The 21708-nt window shown below is 53.4% G+C and carries 23 protein-coding genes and 1 other annotated feature; of the genes, 7 read left to right on the top strand and 16 right to left on the bottom strand.

What is annotated here, in order from left to right; genetic code table 11:
• Positions 1-300: 300 nt before the first annotated feature.
• Entirely contained in the window at positions 301-477 is a 177-nt protein-coding gene (locus DAQ1742_RS10205; RefSeq protein ID WP_145916183.1) for a YciY family protein, read from the top strand.
• A gap of 56 nt (positions 478-533) precedes the next feature.
• Here DAQ1742_RS10205 and DAQ1742_RS10200 read toward each other — a convergent pair whose 3' ends face one another.
• Together DAQ1742_RS10200 and DAQ1742_RS10195 are read right to left on the bottom strand one after the other, a co-directional pair.
• The gene (locus tag DAQ1742_RS10200) at positions 534-2273 is read right to left on the bottom strand and encodes a methyl-accepting chemotaxis protein (RefSeq protein WP_145916242.1); all 1740 of its coding nucleotides are present in this window, start codon (positions 2271-2273) and stop codon (positions 534-536) included.
• Positions 2274-2421: 148 nt separating this feature from the next.
• Positions 2422-2718 (bottom strand): YciI family protein, encoded by a 297-nt coding sequence (locus tag DAQ1742_RS10195; protein ID WP_035342014.1) that lies wholly within the window; start codon positions 2716-2718, stop codon positions 2422-2424.
• A gap of 211 nt (positions 2719-2929) precedes the next feature.
• On the opposite strand from DAQ1742_RS10195, the gene tonB reads away from it, so the two are divergent.
• Complete coding sequence (tonB, locus tag DAQ1742_RS10190; RefSeq protein ID WP_035342011.1) at positions 2930-3682, top strand: TonB system transport protein TonB; 753 nt, start codon at positions 2930-2932, stop codon at positions 3680-3682.
• Positions 3683-3751: 69 nt separating this feature from the next.
• Here tonB and yciA read toward each other — a convergent pair whose 3' ends face one another.
• From yciA to DAQ1742_RS10170, 4 genes are all read right to left on the bottom strand, one after another.
• The gene (gene yciA / locus DAQ1742_RS10185) at positions 3752-4177 is read right to left on the bottom strand and encodes an acyl-CoA thioester hydrolase YciA (RefSeq protein WP_035342008.1); all 426 of its coding nucleotides are present in this window, start codon (positions 4175-4177) and stop codon (positions 3752-3754) included.
• A 94-nt stretch (positions 4178-4271) separates the two neighbouring features.
• Positions 4272-4832, bottom strand: coding sequence for a septation protein A (locus tag DAQ1742_RS10180; RefSeq protein WP_035342005.1), 561 nt, complete (start codon positions 4830-4832; stop codon positions 4272-4274).
• 172 nt (positions 4833-5004) lie between these two features.
• Entirely contained in the window at positions 5005-5754 is a 750-nt protein-coding gene (locus DAQ1742_RS10175; RefSeq protein ID WP_035342002.1) for a YciC family protein, read from the bottom strand.
• A gap of 127 nt (positions 5755-5881) precedes the next feature.
• Positions 5882-6244 (bottom strand): YkgJ family cysteine cluster protein, encoded by a 363-nt coding sequence (locus DAQ1742_RS10170; RefSeq protein ID WP_071604077.1) that lies wholly within the window; start codon positions 6242-6244, stop codon positions 5882-5884.
• A gap of 281 nt (positions 6245-6525) precedes the next feature.
• Here DAQ1742_RS10170 and ompW point away from each other — a divergent pair, with 281 nt between their 5' ends.
• Positions 6526-7155 carry an outer membrane protein OmpW gene (gene ompW / locus DAQ1742_RS10165; protein WP_035342000.1) on the top strand — a complete coding sequence of 210 codons (630 nt, stop codon included), beginning with the start codon at positions 6526-6528 and terminating at the stop codon, positions 7153-7155.
• A 76-nt stretch (positions 7156-7231) separates the two neighbouring features.
• Here ompW and DAQ1742_RS10160 read toward each other — a convergent pair whose 3' ends face one another.
• The 7 genes from DAQ1742_RS10160 to DAQ1742_RS10130 all read right to left on the bottom strand — a co-directional run bounded on the left by DAQ1742_RS10160 (position 7232) and on the right by DAQ1742_RS10130 (position 15056).
• Entirely contained in the window at positions 7232-7960 is a 729-nt protein-coding gene (locus DAQ1742_RS10160; protein WP_035341997.1) for an oligogalacturonate-specific porin KdgM family protein, read from the bottom strand.
• A 519-nt stretch (positions 7961-8479) separates the two neighbouring features.
• Positions 8480-9289 carry a tryptophan synthase subunit alpha gene (gene trpA, locus DAQ1742_RS10155; RefSeq protein WP_035341994.1) on the bottom strand — a complete coding sequence of 270 codons (810 nt, stop codon included), beginning with the start codon at positions 9287-9289 and terminating at the stop codon, positions 8480-8482.
• A complete protein-coding gene (gene trpB / locus DAQ1742_RS10150) occupies positions 9289-10479 on the bottom strand; it encodes a tryptophan synthase subunit beta (protein ID WP_035341991.1) in 1191 nt (396 codons plus the stop codon). Before trpB ends, trpA begins: the two co-directional genes overlap by 1 nt.
• An 18-nt stretch (positions 10480-10497) precedes the next feature.
• Positions 10498-11883 (bottom strand): bifunctional indole-3-glycerol-phosphate synthase TrpC/phosphoribosylanthranilate isomerase TrpF, encoded by a 1386-nt coding sequence (gene trpCF, locus DAQ1742_RS10145; RefSeq protein ID WP_035341989.1) that lies wholly within the window; start codon positions 11881-11883, stop codon positions 10498-10500.
• A gap of 17 nt (positions 11884-11900) precedes the next feature.
• Positions 11901-12899 (bottom strand): anthranilate phosphoribosyltransferase, encoded by a 999-nt coding sequence (trpD, locus tag DAQ1742_RS10140; protein ID WP_035341986.1) that lies wholly within the window; start codon positions 12897-12899, stop codon positions 11901-11903.
• A gap of 16 nt (positions 12900-12915) precedes the next feature.
• Positions 12916-13494: a glutamine amidotransferase-related protein gene (locus tag DAQ1742_RS10135; protein WP_035341983.1), complete on the bottom strand. Its 579-nt coding sequence runs from the start codon at positions 13492-13494 to the stop codon at positions 12916-12918.
• A complete protein-coding gene (locus tag DAQ1742_RS10130) occupies positions 13494-15056 on the bottom strand; it encodes an anthranilate synthase component 1 (RefSeq protein WP_035341981.1) in 1563 nt (520 codons plus the stop codon). Before DAQ1742_RS10130 ends, DAQ1742_RS10135 begins: the two co-directional genes overlap by 1 nt.
• A gap of 22 nt (positions 15057-15078) precedes the next feature.
• Positions 15079-15176: a sequence feature (Trp leader region), on the bottom strand.
• A gap of 265 nt (positions 15177-15441) precedes the next feature.
• On the opposite strand from DAQ1742_RS10130, the gene rnm reads away from it, so the two are divergent.
• The 3 genes from rnm (at position 15442) to rluB (ending at position 18103) form a co-directional block, all read left to right on the top strand.
• Positions 15442-16314: an RNase RNM gene (gene rnm / locus DAQ1742_RS10125; RefSeq protein ID WP_035341975.1), complete on the top strand. Its 873-nt coding sequence runs from the start codon at positions 15442-15444 to the stop codon at positions 16312-16314.
• Between the two features lie 116 nt (positions 16315-16430).
• On the top strand, positions 16431-17051 hold the full coding sequence (locus DAQ1742_RS10120; RefSeq protein WP_035341972.1) for an L-threonylcarbamoyladenylate synthase: 621 nt from the start codon (positions 16431-16433) through the stop codon (positions 17049-17051).
• 161 nt (positions 17052-17212) lie between these two features.
• On the top strand, positions 17213-18103 hold the full coding sequence (gene rluB, locus DAQ1742_RS10115) for a 23S rRNA pseudouridine(2605) synthase RluB (protein ID WP_035341969.1): 891 nt from the start codon (positions 17213-17215) through the stop codon (positions 18101-18103).
• A gap of 86 nt (positions 18104-18189) precedes the next feature.
• On the opposite strand, the gene cobO is transcribed toward rluB, so the two are convergent.
• Positions 18190-18780, bottom strand: coding sequence for a cob(I)yrinic acid a,c-diamide adenosyltransferase (gene cobO, locus DAQ1742_RS10110; protein ID WP_035341967.1), 591 nt, complete (start codon positions 18778-18780; stop codon positions 18190-18192).
• A gap of 27 nt (positions 18781-18807) precedes the next feature.
• Positions 18808-19569: a YciK family oxidoreductase gene (locus DAQ1742_RS10105; RefSeq protein ID WP_035346003.1), complete on the bottom strand. Its 762-nt coding sequence runs from the start codon at positions 19567-19569 to the stop codon at positions 18808-18810.
• 279 nt (positions 19570-19848) lie between these two features.
• Between DAQ1742_RS10105 and sohB the strand changes: the two genes are divergently transcribed.
• Positions 19849-20895, top strand: a complete 1047-nt coding sequence (gene sohB / locus DAQ1742_RS10100) for a protease SohB (protein ID WP_067487471.1) — start codon at positions 19849-19851, stop codon at positions 20893-20895.
• Between the two features lie 105 nt (positions 20896-21000).
• Here sohB and DAQ1742_RS10095 read toward each other — a convergent pair whose 3' ends face one another.
• On the bottom strand, positions 21001-21291 hold the full coding sequence (locus DAQ1742_RS10095; protein ID WP_035341965.1) for a YciN family protein: 291 nt from the start codon (positions 21289-21291) through the stop codon (positions 21001-21003).
• Positions 21292-21708: the final 417 nt, after the last annotated feature.

Below are 21708 nucleotides of genomic sequence, written 5' to 3'. Positions count from 1 at the left end.
TGTTTTGTAACACCGTTTCACTTTGTCAGTCGTTTCGCTTCACCAGTGTATGAGGCGTTTGTTGCCGGGGAAACGCTTTATGTCTGAATTCATTGATTTTGGATACTATAGCGGGTAATACCCCGAAAGGGGGAGGAAATCCGCATAAGGCGCTTGGCGCACAGGGGTAAGGGAATATAATAGGGGCGTTTTTGCTTGCGCCTGTTGTCAGGTTGTCTGCGCGTTAATGTGTTACTGATGCGTGACAACCGCAATGAGGCTGTGGCAGGTTTACTTTCGTTGATGATAAGAGTCGGAGTTATGAAACGCAGCCGCAATGAAGTCAGCCGCTGGCGAATGCAACGCCAGACACAACGGCGTCGCGCGCGCTGGCTTGAAGCCCAGTCGCGTGGTTATCGCCACATTCATCGTGTTCGTTACTTACACCAGAAACAGCAGCGCCGCGCTTTGCTATACGCGGTCGCTTACGAGTGGTGAGTGTTATTCGCCCGGAACCCGCCCAACGGTGTTAGCATCGTTGGGCTTTTTTGTGCTCAACCGGCGGGCGCAATCATCGCGGGCAGGTTGCTGACCGTGCCTGGGCGTATTGAGGCTGCGGCTTTGATAGCCATTCCCGTATTAGCTATCGAGGCCGAGTCGCTGACAGCCTGTGCAGGCTCCTCTTGCGTAGCGGGCAGACGAAACAGCGTAACTGATTGGTTAAGTTGTTCTGCCTGTTGCAGCATTTGCTCACAGGTGGTGGCGGAGGTGGCCACCTGTGTGGCGTTTTGTTTCACGGTGTCATTAAGGGAACTGATGCGATGAGTCACTTCATGAATACTTTGGGTTTGATGATGTGATATTTCATTAATTTCATTAAGAAACGTGCTCGTCTCCCTCGCTGCCTGAATGATTTCCTGTAGGCTTTCATTCAGGCTGTTGACCCGTTTGGCTCCGGTTGCCACGCTGTTGTCCGATTCCCGGATAAGGCCATTGATGTTCTGTGCCGAGTGGCTGCTTTGTGATGCCAGAACGCCTACCTCACGGGCCACCACCGAGAAGCCTTTACCCATTTCGCCTGCGCGTGCGGCCTCGATAGCGGCATTGAGCGAGAGAATATGCGTCTGGAAGGCGACGTTTTCGATAAGCGAGATGACTTCTGTCATTTCACGACTGCGCCCGGAGATATTTTGCATGGCCAGCCTGACGTCATTCATCATGCTTTCACCCTGCTCGGCAATGTGACTGGTTTCTTGGGCATGATGGCTGGCTTGTTGGGTGTAGCGCGTATTGCGCTCAAGGTGCTCGCTCAATTGCACAATATGGTCAGTGGCTATTTTCAACTCTTCAGATTGATGATGTGCCTGCTCAGAAAGCTGGTGGTTGTCCGCGGCAACATGGCTGACTTGTTGCATCATGGTTTCCATACCCTGACGCACCTGAAGAATTAACCTTACCAGTCCGCTTTGCATTTGCATCACGCTGTCGTTTAACACGCTGATTTCGCGGGTAGCCCGCTTTTCCACATCGATGTGATGTGATAAATCACCACCGGCAATCAGGCTCAGGTGTGCGGTAATACGCTTGAGCGGGTGGATAATCACTTTGTTAACCCCCATCCAGACCAGCAGTGAAATTGCCAGTAACAGCCCCAATACCACGATAAACAAGGTGTGTGTGGCATCCAGATTATTCAGCAACTGTTGGGCGTGCTGCTTTTGCTGGGTGTCGTTTTCCTGCAAGTACCGGGCATATTTTTGGGTAAATTGTGTCTGATAGGCTTGAATGGGGACAGCAAAGAAAATATCAATCTGATTGGTTTTTTTTATGCCGTCTGCCAGTTCGAGCAACCCGGTATACAACTGCTGGTAACTGCTTTTGAGGTCGTTGAAGGTGGCATCATGATGGGCATTGGCGGAAAACTGTTCCAGCTTTTGGTAATACGACTGGGCATTTTTTAGTGATGTTTCGGCTTCTGACATCAGGCTATTCCAGCTGCCTACCGAACCGGTTTCTTTATCAAACATCAGGTAGATGCCCGCCCGATTTAGCTTGTCACTGGCATTCATCACCTCCATCCGGGCGTGATCCATCAATGCCTGCTGTTGTTGCAGCGCTTCATTGGCGGCGCTGTCTTGACGTACCTCATGCATGGCCGAGGAGATCATGGCGACGGATAATAACTGGAGCAGGGAAAAGGAACCGATGATTAACAACAAGCCTGAAAGAAAGCTCAGGCGGTAGCGGCGAAACCTGCCGAAAATACCGGCAGGTGCCGGGGTGGATAGTGGCAGGGCGGATGCGGGTATAGACATGGTGGCAGACTCTCTGAAAAGACACTGCCGCCAACATAACATCAGTAAATGACTAAAATATTTCAGATAAACAATAAGGGAATGGCGGCTTTTTCAACTAAAAATACCGCCATAATCGTTTTTTAGCTTAAAACGCTCTGCGGAAAGGTTTGATATTGACCGTCTCGTAAACCCCTGCGCTGACATACGGGTCTTCTTGCGCCCAGTGCTGTGCGGCTAGCTGAGAGGGAAACTCAGCAATCACTACCGAGCCGGTAAACCCGGCGCTGCCTGGGTCTTCACTATCAATTGCGGGTAACGCTCCGGCGGTAAGCAGGCGACCTTGATCGCGCAGGCTTTGTAACCGGGCAAGGTGGGCGGGGCGGGCTGCCAGGCGCTGCTCCAGTGTGCCAGGGACATCGGTAGCATAAATCACATACAACATCATCAACCTCGCTCTGTCGTGCGTTTGCCGACAGCAATAAATAAAGTGGGAGTATCATGATACGCGATGCATATCGTGACGTAATCTGTTGCATACTCAGCGACAGAAAAAACCGCATGGTAATGAGGTGATAGGTGTAATTGAACGGCTGCTATTGAATATGATTGTCATTTGCATTTAAACTTGGGCCGTGAGAGGACATCATATAACTATGCCGCAGAAAACATTTTTTCTTCCCCATCGCTATGCCTGGCCTATGCTGGCATCCGTGGGGTTTCATGGCTCATTGATTGCCGGGTTACTCTTTGCCTCGCTGGATTCGTCAGTCAAACAGCCCCCGATGCCAGAGCCTATTCAGGTGATGATGGTTAACGCTGCACCACAAGAGGTGGCCCCACCGATTGTTGCCGCACCGCCGCCGCCGGTACAGCCAGAGCCGGAACCCGCTACACCGCCTGATGTACAGCCCGAGCCACCGCCTTTACCGGAGCCGGTTGCACTGCCTTTACCCGAGCCGGCACCAAAGCCGAAGCCAAAGCCGAAACCTGAGCCCAAGCCCAAGCCGGTGAAAAAACGGGAAGTGGTGAGAGAAACACCGCCTGATACCCCTGTGTCGCCGTCTGTGGCTGCTGCACCGCCAGCCCCGGCCCTCAGCCCTCAGCCCGCGCCCGTCAGCCAGGCACCGGTACAATCCTCAGGGCCGAAAGCCCTAAGTCGTGTACAACCGGAATATCCGGCGCGTGCTTTTGCGTTACACATCGAAGGGCGGGTCAAAGTACAGTTCGATGTCGATTCTTCCGGGCGCGTTGATAATGTGCGCGTGCTGTCGGCAGAGCCACAAAATATGTTTGAACGTGACATTCGACAGGCGATGCGTAAATGGCGTTATGAAGAGAATAAGCCGGGGAAAGACCTGGTGGTAACGATTATCTTCAGAATTAATGGTGGTGCGGCGATGGAGTAGCGTTAACCACACTGACATCCATCATACCGGTAAAAAAACAGGCACCTTTTTTGGGGTGCCTGTTTTTCATCACGCGGGCTCAGGCGCAAAGTGGCCTTTTCCGTCAGGCAGATCGCGTGGCCTGCCATTCTCATCCACCGCTACATAGGTAAACAAGGCTTCGGTGGCCCGATAACGTTGCCCGATAGGATCGGTGGAGACTTTTTTCACCCACACTTCCACATTAATGGTCATCGAACTCCGTCCGGTACGAACACAGCGGGCGTAACAGCAAACCACATCACCAACCGCCACCGGTTTTAGAAACGTCATACCGTCAACACGTACGGTCACCACACGCCCTTCGGCGATTTCTTTCGCCTGAATTGCGCCGCCGATGTCCATCTGCGACATCAGCCAGCCACCAAAGATATCCCCGTTAGCGTTAGTGTCAGCAGGCATCGCCAGGGTTCTCAGTACCAGTTCGCCATGAGGCAGTGCGTCTTGTTTGCTCATAAAGTCAACGAATCCACTTGTGGGTAGTCAGTCATCAGGCCTGTTCCTGCGCAGTGTTCTTGTCGGAACAGGCTTTGCGTAGTTGTACCGGTGCTTATTTCTTGCTTTCGTTTTCCGTTTTTCCCGGCTCAGCCGGTAAATGACGGTAAATGTAGATGCCACACACCAGAGTAAAAACCAGTGTCAGTCCGGTAAGGCCGAAAACTTTAAAATCAACCCAGACACTTTGCGGCAGCCAGAATGCAATATAAATATTGGCACAGCCACACAGCAGGAAAAACAGTGCCCAGGCGATATTCAGTTTGCCCCATACCCCTTGCGGCAGTACCAGTTCTTTACCCAGCATACGTTGGATAAGCGGTTTTTTCATAACAAACTGACTGAATAATAATGCAATGGCAAACAGCGAATAGATAATCGTCACTTTCCATTTGATGAACTGATCGTTGTGAAACACCAGCGTCAGGGTACCGAATATGGCGACCATCAAGAACGTGACCAGCATCATTTTTTCGATTTTTCGATACAACACCCAGCTCAACAGTAATGCGGCCGCCGTGGCGGCGATGAGCGCCCCGGAAGCGACATAAATGTCGTACAGTTTGTAGCAAACAAAAAAGACGATAAGAGGTATAAAATCAATTAGTTGTTTCATTATTCCAATCCATCACTGACCCGCTAACCCATCATACTGTGAATGATTATCGCGTTTTGCGCGATGAGATTCCCAATTTATCGTAACAATTTGCAGAACATGACCGGTGTTGAGTGCGATCAACGCCCTCACAGGGCGGGGCCATAAAACCCGGCTCCCGCCACCCACCCGGTTAGCGTCTAAGCAGCATATACAGGCGGAAGACATAAACGAGCAACAGGGCGGACAACATGTTGCTGACGCCGTTTAGCATCACGGCCATGACTGTGGGTGACACCGGCAGCCGCGCCAGTAATAGTAATACCACCACTTTTGCCAGCAACCACAACAGCACAGCCGGAGCCGTCTGGCGAAAATGAGCAAACGCCAGTTTGGTGCTGGCGCGCATGGCGGCAAATATCCCGACGCGTTCAGTCACGGCCATCACCGGAGACAGACTGAGTGCCACTGACAGCAAAATACCGGGCACGACCAGCAGCACCATGCCTAGCTGAATCAGCAGAGTACAGACCAGAATCAGCATAAACAGACGGGGTAAGAACGGTAGCGCGGCACTGACAGCGCGCAGGGCACTGGTTTGATAACCGGCCGATACCTGCTGGATTAACATCAACACTCCGCCGGTTAGCAGGGCATTGCCAACCAGGGTAGCCAGTGTTCCGGCGGCAGAGGCTTTCAGCAAGATCATCTGTTGCTCAGGGGAGAGCTGCTGAATGATATCGCTCAGGCTTGGTTGATCAATGGAAGATAAATCGATCTGGCTGCTGCTTAATTGTTGTAACTGTTCTGATCCGGGAGTCAGTAAGTGCCCGAGTACGACAGTTATCAACGCGGTGAGCAACGCTAGCATTAAAATGCTAATGAACTGATTACGCGTAAAATTCAAGGTGTCACGGTATAACCTGCTGGCCGTGATAGGCATGAAAACTCCTTGGCAAAGGTTGACAATAGGGCATGGTCACAGAAAGTGTCTCCCGCTATTGTAACCTGTTCAGCATCACCGTGGCACCCTGACATCACGTCTGATTATCTGGTTATTTTTCCTGCGGTTACCGTTCACGCTCGTGGCTAACCACCGGTGTCAGTGCGGGCAGGCCGTAGGCCGCCCGGGCGCGGTCACACGCCTCGTTACGCTGCCCGTTCTCTCCTGAAGGAGAAAACTCACGGCAAGGGGAAGGGCGACTGGCATAAATCCGACAGTGCACGGCTTGACCAATCTCGCCTTTCAGCGCACAGCACCGTGCAGGTTTTGTGTTGGTGCCAGCCATGCATCGCAGGTGCGGGCTGATGGACTCGGTGAGTGTCACAGGGACAGCCCCAACTCCGTCATCCGCTTCTGACCAGTAAAACGATACCCGAAAATACGCGCAGCACGCGCCACATGTTATGCAAGGGTTAATGGTATGGCTCATGGTTTGATTACCCACCGGCCTCAATCGGCGTTATATCAGCGAAGAAAAAGAAAATTTACGCCGTAATAGCGATGAAGGGCAATTTTTTTGGCAAAGCATGTAAAACACTTTTCGGGTGCTTTTTGATTTGGATCAATTCTTTGTTTTTTATGAACTTAGGGCATTTTGATAAATGCCATAATAGTGAGGAAAACCTGTCAGGATGTGATCTGCGTTCAAACAAAAATACCACTTGATGGGTATAGTTCGCCCGGATATTAACCATACAAAAGGAGTGGATAATGAAAACGTCTTCTTTATTGATGATAGCAGCTGCGATGATTCCTGCTCTGGCACAGGCGCACCAGGCGGGAGATGTGATTTTCCGTGCGGGTACCGCAACCGTTCGCCCGGTTGAAAGTTCAGATGATGTACTGGGCAGTGGCTCTTTTAGCGTGAATAACAATACCCAGTTGGGGTTAACTGCCGGTTATATGTTCACCGATAACATCGGTGTGGAATTATTGGCGGCTACGCCGTTCCAGCATAAAGTCGGATTAGCGGGGCTTGGCAATATTGCCAAGGTAAAACACCTGCCGCCGACGTTAATGGCGCAGTACTACTTCGGCGAAGGTACGGATAAGCTGCGCCCTTACGTTGGTGCGGGCCTGAATTACACCACCTTTTTTGGTGAGAAATTTACCCAAAATCTGGATGGCGCGCTGACCGATCTCAGCCTGAAAAACTCCTGGGGTGTGGCGGCTCAGGCGGGTCTGGATTACAACCTGAATAAAAACTGGCTGCTGAATATGTCCGTGTGGTGGATGGATATTGACACCACCGTGAAATTTAAAGCCAATGGTCAGGATCAGAGCGTGAAAACCCGTCTTGACCCGTGGGTGTTTATGTTTGGTTTTGGCTATAAATTCTGATAGCTACAGCGAAAATAGCAAAAGAAAAGGCGGAACTGATGTTCCGCCTTTTTTATCATCTGCTGATGAAACAGAATTAGAAGTTGTACTGTACACCAACACGGTAGCGAGTCTGGCGGTGATCCGTCGCACCATCTTCAGCTACGTTACCTACTTCAAGATAAGGTTTCCAGTTTTTGTCCCACTTGTAAGACAGCTTCACGTTATGATCGAAATTATCACTGTCTTTATCATAACGATAGTAATTAAAGCCAGCTTTCGTTGTTTTGCCATATTCCAGCTCGTAACCAATAGTGAAGCTTGTCAGGAATGTGTAATCAATATTTCCAGTGAAAACATAACCTGATTCGCTAGTGTCTTTGCCAGCAAGACCAATATTGCTGCTATTGCGCTTAAAATACGGGCGATAACGTAGAGAGACGGTCAGATCATCCATCACATTCGCTTTGGCACGAATATAAGGACGATAGCTAGCGCTGCCCGAGGATGTTACATAAGAAAGGCCAGACTCAAGTGAGTACGTCTTATTAAAGTTGTACAGATAACTTGCGATGATTTCAGTCTCGTTACTTACCTGCTCATGATATGGTTTATTAGGCGTGGTACGGCCAGATGGCTCGCCATTTTTCCATGACGCTTCAGAAGATAAACCAAAACCATTCTCAAAGCGATGAGAAATCAACAGGCGATCTTTATGATCGGCGTTTTTGGTATCTTTCATTTCATGACGGTAATCAAACGTCACCGCCATTGAACTCATACTTACTAAAGACGCCACCATCACTGTCAGAATTTTAAATTTCATCGTCATAACCCTCTCAGAGATCATTTAAGAAATCATTTTTATTTGTTGTTGCACCATGAAACGACGCGGCACATGTGCATTCTTATTTATCTCTGCTTACAAATGTGTGATCGAGAACAGTAAATGCGAAAAAATGAAAAGCAGTTTCATAGTGTGACGGCTGTCATTTACAGCCTCACCAAACTGTGTCTGAGGGAATAAAACGGTGTTTCAATAAAATAATATGATATTCGTTGTCTGAATTCGCCCGTATGAATCACTTTTTTACAAAAATAAATCTATTTAAATGATTTGTTTGTTGAGTTGACGATTCCCATCGTTCTCTTTCATGCTCTTTTTGACCACACATTTGCCACATAGTTGTGAGCAGGTTTTTCATTTTGTGACGTGGCCCCGGTTTTTGATGCATAACGACACCTGGATAATGGCCCGTTAGCGTCGTTGTCGTGGATATGGACTCGCAGGCAATAAAAAAACGCCATCACCAGAGCGGTGATGGCGTTAACGGAAGGGGAAGAATTAGCGGGCGCGGGTGGCTGCTTTCATCTCGCTGACAAACGCCGTCAGCCGGGTGAGCATCTCATCGGGTGTGGTGTGGTATTGCTCAATGATTTTGACGATGGCTGAGCCGGAAATGGCCCCTGCCGCGCCGCAGGCCAGTGCGTCACTCACTTGTCCAGGCTCCGAGATACCGAAACCGAGTAGCGCAGGCGCAGCGTGGTACTCCTGCAATTTCTCCAGCAGGTGGTTGAGCGGTAACTGCGCGCGGGTTTCTGAGCCGGTAACGCCCGCACGCGAGAGCAGATACGTATAGCCACGGCCAAATGAGGCAATTTCACGCAGCAAATCGTCGTTAGCATTGGGCGGGCAGATGAAAATAGGCGCAATACCGTGTTTCATGGCTGCCTGACGGAACGGGGCCGACTCTTCCAGCGGCACGTCAGCGACCAGTACCGAATCAACGCCGGTTTCGGCACAACGCTGGTAAAACGCATCAATCCCGTTGCTGAACACCAGATTGGCATACATCAGCAAACCTATTGGCAGCGAGGGGTATTTCTGGCGCACGCGGGCAAGCAGCTCAAAGCATTGTGCGGGCGTCACTCCGGCGGCAAAGGCGCGCAGGGTGGCATTCTGGATGGTCGGCCCATCGGCCAGCGGATCGGAAAACGGGATGCCCAATTCCAGCGCATCGGCACCGGCGGCCACCAGCGCATCAATAATTTGTAATGACAGTTCAGGGGACGGGTCACCCAGCGTGACAAAGGGGACGAAGGCACCTTCCTGTTTTGCCGACAGTGCCTTAAACAGTGCGTGGTAGCGTTCCATCAGATTTCTCCCCGGGATGTCAAAATATCGTGAACGGTAAAGATGTCTTTATCACCGCGGCCTGACAGGTTAACCACCAGAATTTGCTCTTTTTCAGGGTCAGCCTTAATCATTTTCAGGGCATGGGCCAGAGCGTGAGAGGATTCGAGTGCGGGAATAATCCCCTCATGGCGTGACAGCGCGCGGAAGGCATCCAGCGCTTCGTCATCGGTAATGGAGACATAATCGGCGCGGCCAATGCTGCTAAGGTGTGCATGCTGGGGGCCGACAGAGGGGAAATCAAGCCCGGCCGAAATGGAGTAGGACTCCTCAATCTGGCCATCACCGGTCTGCATCATTGGCGATTTCATACCAAAATAGATGCCGACCCGGCCATGTTTGAGTGGCGCGCCATGATGGCCGGACTTAATACCTAATCCGGCAGGCTCAATGCCAATCAGTTTTACCGCGGGTTCATCAATAAAATCCGCAAACATGCCAATCGCGTTGGAGCCGCCGCCGACGCACGCCAGCACCGCATCAGGCAGGCGGCCTTCCTGTTCTTTTATTTGCGCCTTGGTTTCCTCGCCAATCATGCGCTGGAATTCACGCACGATGGTGGGGTAAGGGTGCGGGCCTGCGGCCGTACCCAGCAGATAATGCGCCTTTTCGTAGCTGCCAGACCAGTCGCGCAGTGCTTCGTTGCAGGCATCTTTTAGCGTGGATGAACCGCTGTGCACCGGGATCACTTCGGCCCCCATCAGGCGCATACGAAATACGTTGGGCGACTGACGCTCTACGTCCTTCGCACCCATGTACACCCGGCATTTTAGCCCCAGCAGCGCGCAGGCCAGCGCCGTGGCAACACCATGCTGGCCGGCACCGGTTTCGGCAATAATTTCACTTTTGCCCATCCGCTTGGCGAGCAGCGCCTGCCCCAGAACCTGATTGGTTTTATGCGCGCCGCCATGCAGCAGATCTTCACGTTTGAGATAGAGCCTGGTACGCGTACCGGCGGTCAGGTTTTGGCAACGGGTGAGCGCCGTCGGTCGGCCAGCATAATTTTTCAACAGGTCACTGAATTGTGCCTGAAAGGCCGGGTCACGCTGCGCACTGACAAAGGCCTCTTCTAACTGACGCAGTGCAGGCATCAGGATTTGTGGCACGTATTGGCCACCAAATTCACCAAAGTAGGGATTAAGTAACGTCATCGTCAAACCTGTCTAATGTTATGCATGAAAGAGGTGGCGCGCCGGTATGGTGCGCAGTGCCTGAAAGACGGCGGCAATTTTTTGCGCGTCTTTTATACCTGGTTGTGATTCAACGCTGGAGTTGACATCCACCCCGGCGCAGCCAAGGCGAGCGGCGAGCGCCACATTGTGCGGTGAGATACCGCCTGCCAGCATCACCTGACTAAGCGTATGGCCTGCCAGCCGTGACCAGTCGAAGGGCTGGCCGCTGCCGCCCTGAGCGTTATCCAGCAACACGCGATCAACGTGCGCCGCCGTGAGAGGCGGCAGCGTGTCGCCGACGCTTTGCGCTTGCCAAATCTGGCACTGCGCAGGCAACTGCTGGCGAAGCGCGGCGATAAATGCGGCATCTTCTTTGCCGTGCAACTGCACCACGGCAAGCCCAAGTGAGGTGACGGTGGCGACAATTTCGTTCGGTGGCGCATCACGAAAGACACCAACATAACGTAACGGCGCGGCGGCCATCACCCGACGCGCCTGTGACGTTGTCACATAACGCGGTGATTGCGGCACGAAAATCAGTCCGCCATAGACCGCGCCAGCCTGATAGGCGGCAGCGGCATCTTCCGGGCGCGTCAGCCCGCAAACTTTGTTGTCGCCGAGAATGACCTGGCGCACGGCCAGCGTCAGATTTTCTTGTTCCATCAGCGAACTGCCAATCAAAAAGCCGTTAGCATACTGGCTCAGTTGCTGAATCTGGGCGTACTGGCTAATGCCGGATTCGCTTATCACCGTCACTTCATCCGAAAGGTCACGCGAGAGCAGACGGGTGCGATTGAGGTCGATGGAGAGATCGCGCAGGTCACGGTTGTTGATCCCGACCACGCGGGCACCGAGCGCAATGGCGCGCTGGCGCTCGTCGTCGTTGCTCACTTCGGTCAATATGCCCATGTTCAGGCTATGGGCGACCTCGGCCAGCGCCCGGTATTGATCATCATTCAGCACCGAAAGCATCAGCAGGATGGCATCGGCCTGGTAGTAACGCGCCAGATAAATCTGGTAGGGGTCGATAATAAAGTCTTTGCACAGCACCGGTTGCGGCACAGCGGCGCTCACGAGTGACAAAAATGCGAAATCACCCTGAAAATATTTCTCATCGGTCAGCACGGAAATGGCAGAAGCATAATCCTGATAAACCTGCGCTATTGCCACCGGGTCGAAATCGGCACGAATCAGCCCTTTGGAGGGCGAGGCCTTTTTACATTCCAGAATAAAGGCGGGTGAGGCCTGTTTTAGCACCTGATAGAACGCACGGTGACTGGGCACCACCTGCGGCAGAAAGCTGTCGAGCGGCTGCTGCTGCTGTCGTTCGGCAATCCATTGTGCTTTATCGCGCACAATTCTGGTCAATACGGTTTCCTGCATGTTGTCCTGTCCTTTCTTTAACCTCTGGCAGCGAGATCCAGCACACGCTGATAAGCCTGCCCGCTATGAATGCTATCCAGCGCCTGTCGGGCATTGTGCCGCAGGTCTTCCTGCCCGAATAATTTCATCAGCAAGGCGACGTTGGCCGCGACGGCTGCCTCGTGTGCGCGTTCGCCTTTACCCTGAAGCAAGCGTGCCAGAATGTCACGATTTTCTTCCGGCGTGCCGCCTTGTAAATCACGCAGCGCGAAGGTGTCCAGCCCGAAATCCTGTGGCGTTAACTGATAAGTCTCAATGTCGCCGTCTCGCAGTTCGGCAACCGTGGTGGGTGCATGAATAGCCACTTCATCCATGCCGCCGCCGTGCACGACCGCCGCGCGCTGATACCCCAGCACATGCAATGTTTTGGCAATCGGCTCAACCAGCGCCGGGTGATAAACGCCAATCAGTGCCAGCGGCGGGCGAGCCGGGTTGATTAAAGGCCCAAGCACATTGAATACCGTGCGCGTTTTGAGCTGCTGGCGTACCGGCATGGCATGGCGAAAGCCGGTGTGGTATTGCGGCGCGAACAAAAAGCACACCCCGAGCGAGTCCAGCGCCTGACGTGAGGTTTCCGGTGTCATATCCAGTTTGATACCGAAGGCGGATAACAAATCAGACGAGCCGGAGCGGCTGGAAACGCTGCGGTTGCCGTGTTTGGCGACTTTCAAACCGCAGGCGGCGGCAACAAAGGCGCTGGCGGTGGAAATATTGATGCTGTTGGTGCCATCTCCGCCGGTGCCGACGATATCGGCAAACGGGTAATCCGGGCGAGGAAAGGCTTTAGCATCGTCTAACAGCGCGCGTGCCGCACCCGCGATTTCATCCGGGTGTTCGCCCCGCACCTTCATGCTGATAAGGGCCGCGGCCAGTTGGGTGGGCTCAAGTTGCCCCTGAATGATAGTGGCAAACAGCTGCTGGCTTTCTGCCTGCGTGAGCACCTCGGCACGGTAGAGCTTTTCAAGAATCGGTTGCATGTTTTTTCTCCCGTGTTTAAGCCAGTGCCCAGTCGAGCGTTTGATTTAGCAAACGCGCACCCTGCGTGGTCAGAATCGATTCGGGGTGGAACTGAAACCCGCAAACGCGGTGTTTCTCATGGCGAACGGCCATCACCATACCGTTAAAGCGGGCATTCACCACCAGCTCGTCAGGGATATTGCTGCCCACCAGCGAGTGATAGCGCGCCACCGGCAGTGGATTAGGCAGGCCGGTGAACATGGCGCTGGCATCGTGTTCAATGCTGGAGGCTTTACCGTGCAGAATTTCACCCGCCTGGCCGACATGGCCGCCGTAAGCTTCCACAATCGCCTGATGACCAAGGCAAATACCGATAATCGGCAACTGGCCGCGCAGGCGTTGCAGTAACACCGGCATACAGCCTGCTTCTGATGGGGTGCCGGGGCCGGGGGAGAGCATCAGTACCGGTTTTTCCATCTGCCGTAAGCGGCTGATGATGACATCGGCCGGTAATTGATTACGGTACACGACCACCTGATGACCGCTGGCGCGCAGTTGATCGACCAGGTTGTAGGTAAAGGAGTCGATATTATCGAGTAACAGGATATCCGCCATCAGAACACCTCCCGGGCGTGATGCGCACTGGCAATCGCGCGCAGCACCGCGCGGGCTTTATTTCGGGTTTCATCGGCTTCAGCCTGTGGCTGGGAGTCCAGCACCACACCGGCTCCGGCCTGCACGGTGGCGATGCCGTCTTCAACATAGGCCGAGCGAATGACAATACAGGTATCCAGATCGCCGCGAGCGGTGAAGTAACCCACTGCACCACCGTAGCTGCCTCGGCGGGTTTTCTCGCTTTCGGCGATAAGCTGCATGGCGCGCACTTTCGGTGCGCCGCTCAGTGTGCCCATGTTCATGCAGGCGCAATAGGCGTGCAGCACATCGAGGTCGGCGCGCAGAGTCCCGACCACGCGGGAAACCAGATGCATCACAAACGAGTAGCGATCGACTTTGGTCAGGTCAGCAACGTAACGGCTGCCGGGCTCGCAAATCCGCGCCAGATCGTTACGCGCCAGATCTACCAGCATCAGATGTTCTGCCAGCTCTTTGTGATCGGTGCGCATTTCCAGCTCAATGCGGCTGTCAAGATCGCGGTCCAGTGAGCCATCAGCATGGCGGCCGCGCGGGCGAGTCCCGGCTATCGGGTAAATTTCTATCTGGCGAGTCGCCGCATCGTACTTGAGGGAGCTTTCGGGTGAGGCTCCAAACAGCGTGAAGTCCTTATCTTGCATGTAGAACATGTAAGGGCTGGGGTTGCTGTCTTTAAGCGTTTGGTAGGCTGCCAGCGGCGAGGGGCAGGGTAATGAGAAGCGCCGCGAGGGCACAACCTGAAAAATCTCACCGATACGAATGGCTTGCTGCATCTGGCTGACGACTGCACCGTAGTCTTCATCACTTTGATTACAGGTGAGCGTCATGGTGTCGAGCGTCTGGTGCGGCAGCGCGGGCGCTGGCTGGGTTAACTGGTATTGCAACTGTTCAAGGCGCTGTTGCAGGCGCTGACGCTCTGCGTCGTCGGGTGTAAACAGGCTCGCCTGCAAATGGGTGCAGCGTTGTTGGTGGTCAACCACCAGCAGCGTTTCGGCCAGATAAAAACAGTAATCCGGGCAGCGCTGTTGTTGCGTGAGGGGCGGCAGGCTTTCAAAACCCGCCACCAGATCGTAGGCAAACAGCCCGCCCAGAAACATCGCTTCACGCTCGTTTGCCGGGCAGACGACCAGCTTCAAAAGCTGGCGCAGCGCATCAAACACGGATAATGCCTGTAAGCGCGTATCTTCGTCTTGCATGATGTCGGTGGCAGGAAATGTCAGCTCACGGCCGTTTGGGCGCGCATCTACCTGTACGGTGGCAGGCAGCGCCTTGTCCAGCAGCGGCAGCAGCGATGCGCCATTGGCGGTCAGGGCATCGATGGAAACCTGTTGGCCCAGCGCGGTTATGCGCAGTGCGCTATCGACAATCAGCAGGCTTTGCAGGTTTTGCTTGCTGTCAATTTCCGCTGATTCCAGCAACAAGGTGGCCGGGCGGTTAGCGCACAACTGATGAAACATCGCGCTGGGGTCGTTGCGGTATTGCGCATCGGCCTTGAGCAGTTCGAGCTCGGGTTGTGGTGTTTGCATGATATTTACTCGTATTTTGTCCATAAAAAAGCCCGCTACAGCGGGCTTTAGGATAAGCATGTCAGAAAATGGCTATGCACATCACTTCGCCCGTTACAGGGAGAAGCGCCACCAACCTGTCTCTTTTTTCTGTGTCAGGAGCATGATGATTTGCATGGCTATTTTCCTTACTGGCTTCAGTATCTGAACTTGTGTACTAGTTAACTGGAACGCGGAAGGGAAGTCAACAATATTTCATACAAGGCGAGTGATTTCTTCTCTCACCAAACAAAACAATGCAGGAAGACTCGTATAGCGGTTGGCCGCCCGCGTTCTGTTTTCCCTTTTCGCCGGGTTGATGGCATCATGCCGCGCTGACATTCATCACCCTGCATGAGAAATCACCGTGTCTGACATTTCACTGCCATTACCGGCTTGTACTTTATATGACTTGCACAGCCATACCACTGCTTCGGATGGTTTACTGTCGCCGACAGCACTGGTTCAACGTGCGGTGGCGATGGGCGTTAACGTACTGGCGATTACCGATCACGACACGGTCGCGGGGCTTGAAGAGGCCCGGAGCACCATTGCCCGCGATGCGCTCGCGCTACGGCTGGTTGCGGGGGTTGAAATCTCCACGCTGTGGGAAAACCATGAGATTCACATTGTCGGTTTGGGATGCGATTGCCAGCACCCGGCGTTGACGTCACTGCTGCTGACACAAATGCACTATCGCTGGCAACGTGCCGAACTTATCGCACAGCGGCTTGATAAATCGCAGGTTCCCGGTGCGCTGGCCGGGGCATTAAGGCTGGCGCAGGGCGGGATGATAACCCGGGGGCATTTTGCCCGTTATCTGGTTGAACAGGGCAAAGCACAAACGGTGGCACAGGTGTTTAAAAAATACCTGGCGAAAGGGAAAATCGGCTATGTGCCGCCGCAGTGGTGTACAATACCCGACGCCGTGAATGCGATTCGCCAGTCAGACGGTGTGGCGGTACTGGCCCACCCGGGGCGTTACGATTTAAGCGCCAAATGGCTCAGGCGTTTGCTTGGGGTGTTTGCCGAGTGTGGCGGAGAGGCGATGGAAGTCGCCCAGTGTCAGCAGGCACCGGATGAGCGTTCACAACTGGCGCGTTATGCGCAGGACTACCAGTTATTGGCCTCACAAGGGTCTGATTTTCACCAACCTTGTGCCTGGATTGAATTAGGGCGCAAGCTGTGGCTGCCGGGCGGTGTCGAGCCGGTCTGGCAGCATCCGGCGCTGGCAGGCTAAACCACCGCAGTGAAAGGCAACGGTTAAATAATGCTGTTCAATGCTGTTAGAACAGAGCCCGCTGGCGTTACGCGCCGCCAATGTGCGGTGTGTTTTCATGAGGCAGAGGATGTAGCATGAGTCAGTTTTTCTATATTCACCCGCAGAATCCACAACCACGCTTGATAACCCAGAGTGTGGAGATCCTCAATAAAGGCGGGGTGATTGTCTATCCGACGGATTCCGGGTATGCGTTGGGGTGTAAGCTGGAAGATAAGTCAGCGATGGAGCGCATCTGCCGCATTCGTCAGCTCGATCAAAACCACCATTTTACGCTGATGTGCCGCGATCTGTCGGAGCTGTCGTCCTATGCCTATGTCGATAACACGGCGTTTCGGCTGATGAAAAACAATACGCCGGGTAATTACACCTTCATTCTCAAAGCCACCAAAGAGGTTCCGCGTCGGTTGATGAATGACAAACGCAAAACCATTGGTATGCGTGTGCCATCCAACCCGATAGCCCTGGCTTTGCTGGCCGCGCTCAATGAGCCGCTGATGTCCACTACTTTGATGCTGCCGGGCAATGATTTTGCGGAGTCTGACCCGGAAGAAATTCAGGATCGCCTTGGCAAACTGGTCGATCTGGTGATTCACGGTGGTTTTCTTGGCCAGCAGCCGACAACCGTTATCGATTTAACCGAATCGGCACCGGTGGTGGTGCGCGAAGGCACCGGTGATGTGACCCCGTTTCTGTAACGTAACATTTGGCATACAAATAGCCCGGTTCGGGCTATAATGCGCGACAGCGTTGTAACTGCTTATTTTTAGATAGATTTATTTTAAGATGAGTTGGCGTGATTTCCAGTCACGCTGGCATCCTACCGACGCCTGGGAAGGCGACACTCAGAGGCTGCTCGATGAGCGAAAAATTGCAAAAAGTGCTGGCGCGTGCAGGTCACGGTTCTCGCCGCGAAATTGAAAGTATGATTGAAGCCGGGCGCATCAGCGTTGACGGTAAAATAGCGACACTGGGTGACCGCGTTGAAGTGACCCGTGCGACCAAAATCCGTATCGACGGCCATGTGGTTTCGGTGCGTGAAAGCGAAGAAAATGTCTGTCGCGTATTAATGTATTACAAACCCGAAGGTGAATTGTGCACCCGCAGCGACCCGGAAGGGCGGCCAACGGTCTTTGACCGATTGCCGCGCATTCAGGGTTCACGCTGGGTTGCTGTTGGGCGACTGGATGTGAACACCTCCGGATTATTACTGTTCACCACCGATGGTGAGCTGGCTAACCGCCTGATGCACCCAAGCCGTGAGGTGGAACGCGAGTATGCGGTACGCGTGTTTGGTGAAGTTGGCGATGATAAAGTTCGCCAGCTCAGCAAAGGGGTGCAACTGGAAGATGGCCCTGCCGCTTTCCGTTCCATTCGCTATCAGGGCGGCGAAGGGCTTAACCAGTGGTATAACGTCACGCTTACTGAGGGCCGTAATCGTGAAGTGCGCCGCCTGTGGGAAGCGGTTGAGGTGCAGGTTAGCCGCCTTATCCGGGTACGTTACGGTGATATCCACCTGCCGAAAGGTCTGCCGCGTGGCGGCTGGATGGAAATGAACCTGACGGATGTGAACTACCTGCGTGAGCTGGTGCAACTGTCACCGGAGACGGTGAGTAAATTGCCGGTCGAACGTGAACGTCGCCGTGTGAAGGCCAATCAAATCCGCCGTGCGGTTAAACGCCACAGCCAGGTTGGGGCGACCCATCGCCCGGCGGCTGGCCGCCGCAGCGCGCCAAAACGTAACGGTTAAACCGCGGTAATTGCAGGCATGATGGCCTGTTGCCTGATGGTTGTGACGCAAACCCTCACAGTAGTGAGGGTTTTTTTATGGGTCTTTTACCAGTCAATACCTTGCTGTGCCTGAATTCCGGCATCAAAGGCATGTTTTTGCGCCCGCATTTCCGTCACGGTATCGGCCAGTTCCAGTAAATCACGATGGCAACCCCGGCCAGTAATAATCACGCTCTGGTGCGCCGGACGTTGTTTTAATGCATCAATAACGGCCTGACGCGGCAAATAATCGTAACTTATCATATAGGTCAGTTCATCGAGCACGACGAGATCCAGCGTCGGGTCTGCCAGCATACGTAATCCGTGTTGCCAGACGAGTGATGCCGCCTCGGTATCGGTTTGGCGGCTCTGGGTTTCCCAGGTAAAGCCGGTAGCCATAACCTGAAATTCCACACCGTGCTGTTGTAACAGGGCTTTCTCGCCGTTCGGCCACTCCCCTTTAATAAATTGGATGACGCCTGCGCGTAATCCGTGGCCGACGGCGCGCGTGACGGTGCCGAAGGCGGCCGTGGTTTTGCCTTTGCCATTGCCGGTAAAGACCATCAGGATCCCGCGCTGCTCGGTAGCCGCCGCGATACGGGCATCGACGTGCTCTTTGAGGCGCTGCTGGCGCTGTTGGTGGCGATCGTCACTCATTACTGTTATCTCCCTAAAACGTGCGGGTTAGACGGCTGGGCCGGGTTTGCGACCCGGCTGGGCATCAAAGCTCATCCCCGTTTTGCGACGGCTGTCATCCCCCATCAAGTAGAGGTAGAGCGGCATGATATCAGCCGGAGTTTTAAGCTTTGCCGGGTCTTCATCGGGAAAGGCCGCAGCCCGCATGGCGGTGCGAGTGCCGCCGGGATTGATGCAGTTAACCCGCAGGTTGCGCTGGCGATACTCTTCAGCCAGCACTTGCATCATACCCTCGGTTGCAAATTTCGATACCGAGTAAGCGCCCCAGTTGGCGCGACCCTGGCGGCCTACGCTGGAACTGGTGAACACCAGTGACGGGCTGGCCGACTTGAGTAATAGCGGCAGCAAAACCTGTGTCAGCATAAAGGTGGCATTGACGTTCACCTGCATCACCTGATGCCAGTGCTGTGGCAATTGTTCAGCCATTGGCCGCACATCGCCCAGTAAGCCTGCGTTGTGCAGTACGCCGTCAAGGTGCGGCAGCGTGTGCTCAATCTGTCTGGCCAGTTGGGCAAAATCCTCCTGGCTGGCCGTCAGCATGTCACAGGGGATTATCAGGCTTTGAGTCCCCCCCGTTTGCAGGATGCGCTGCGCCACCTCGTGCAGCTTGCTTTCGGTTCGGCCTAATAACACCAGTTGTGCGCCGTATCGTGCGTAGGTCAGCGCGGCTTCGCGGCCGATACCGTCACCGGCACCGGTGACCAGAATAATGCGGTGTTGTAGCAGGTCATGTTTAGGTTGGTAGTGCAAAATGGAGTCCTCTGGCTGTATGGCTGGCATGAAAAATGGCGCAGGGAAAAACCACCATCACAGGGTTATGCCTGAAACAATAGGTGTTTTCAATCAGAGGCTCCGGCTTTCTCACAGATGTTGCGGGAAAAAGCAGCGGAAAGTTCAATTTCTGTATGAAGATCATCGCCATCGCGTTCGTCATACGTTAGCTTAGTGAACTGACGGCGCGCGCCGTAGCCGTAGTCGTTGTTGAAGAATCAACGTTATATCTCACATTAGTCAATGAAGGCGGTATTTGTGGAATTACTTTCTCAGTATGGTTTATTCCTGGCCAAAGTCGTCACCCTTGTCGTTGCCATTGGCGCGCTGGTGGTGCTGACCGTCGGGATGACGCAGCGTAAACGCCACCGTAAAGGCGAGTTGCAGGTAATTAATCTGGGCGAACAATACCGTGAAATGCGGCAGGAGATACAGTCTGCTGCAATGAATGATGCGGTGCGCAGCCTGCTGGAGAAAAAACAGAAAAAAGAAGAGAAAGAAACCGCCAAACAGGAAAAAAAACGCGCGAAGCGTGGCGAAGAAAAATCAGCCAAACCATGCCTGTATGTGCTCGATTTTAACGGCAGTATGGATGCGGGAGAGGTGAGTTCTCTGCGTGAGGAAGTTTCGGCCGTCCTCGCTGTCGCGCGCCCGGAAGATGAAGTGCTGCTTCGGCTCGAAAGCCCCGGTGGCGTGGTACATGGCTATGGTTTGGCGGCCTCGCAGCTTCAGCGTTTTCGCCAGCGTGGCATTCGTCTGACCGTCGCGGTAGATAAAGTCGCGGCCAGCGGCGGTTATATGATGGCCTGTGTCGCTGACCGTATTGTGTCTGCGCCTTTTGCCATTGTCGGGTCAATCGGCGTAGTGGCGCAGATCCCGAACTTTAACCGCTTGCTGAAAAGCAAAGAGATTGACGTGGAGTTGCACACCGCCGGGCAATATAAACGGACATTGACGTTGTTTGGTGAAAATACCGACGAAGGCCGGGAGAAGTTTCGTGAAGAGTTAAATGAAACCCATCAGCTATTTAAGCAGTTTGTCAGTGACATGCGGCCTTCGCTCGATATCGAGTCTGTTGCCACCGGAGAGCATTGGTTCGGTTTACAGGCAAAAGAGATGGGGTTGGTGGATGCAATTGGAACCAGCGACGATTTGCTGATTGCGGAAATGGAAACCCACGAGGTGCTGGCCGTGCGTTATACCCGCCGTAAACGTCTGATGGACAGGCTAACGGGGAGCGCCGGTGATGCGCTGGAACGGGTGATGTTGCGCTGGTGGCAGCGTGGTCATCATCCGTTACCATGATGTTCCGTGCATGTCAGTGACAAAAAGCCCGTTTCGACGGGCTTTTTTGTGCCTTCAGGATGATGATGCGGCGCATGGCGTGAATGCCAGGCCTGACTGGCGTGATTAATCAATCAGTTGGTACTTCTCTGATAACACATGCGCGAGGTGTTTGAACATGTTGAATACTGCCGTGGTTTTCACGGTGGGCAGCCCGTCTTTATCGAGAAAATAGTCGCCGCGAAAGACCAGTACGTCATTTTTTTGCACGACATCATCGGCCATCATACCTGCGAGATACGCTTCATGACTTTTGATTAACGCGTTGGCTTCCAGCAGCAGCGCATGGCGTGTAATCGGTTTTTTTTCTGTGTTGATGTCTGTCACATGGTCTTGTGAAGGGGTTGACTCAGGCATGGTTTTTTTCTCCGGAAAATACCCTTTGAGTGGTGGGGGCTATTGTAGCGCTGTCGATGAAAATATCGCAAACCCACTGATTTTCAGCGTCGTTAAATCCTGATGGCTGAATGGCATAGGCTGGCGAAAACCGGTTTTACATGCTAATTAGGTTGCGTGGTGTTATTTATCAGGTAGAGTGTGGGATTTTGCATCGTCAAGCGAAATAAATGCGTTGCGCCGAGTGCCAATAGCGGGTTAGATGTGATGTGGCAGCGCAAGAATAATTCTGGATTATCATAGGGTTGCAACGTGGTGAGTCGTGCGGAGCACCGAGGAACCACGACAGACATAATGATTTTCCTGCAACCATGATGATTCAGGCAGCAGCGGCTGGAAAAGCAGAACAAGTTGCTAAAAATTTCTTCTTTTTTCAAA

The organism is Dickeya aquatica, assembly GCF_900095885.1.
Lineage (GTDB): Bacteria > Pseudomonadota > Gammaproteobacteria > Enterobacterales > Enterobacteriaceae > Dickeya > Dickeya aquatica.
This window is presented reverse-complemented; position numbering and strand designations above follow the sequence as displayed.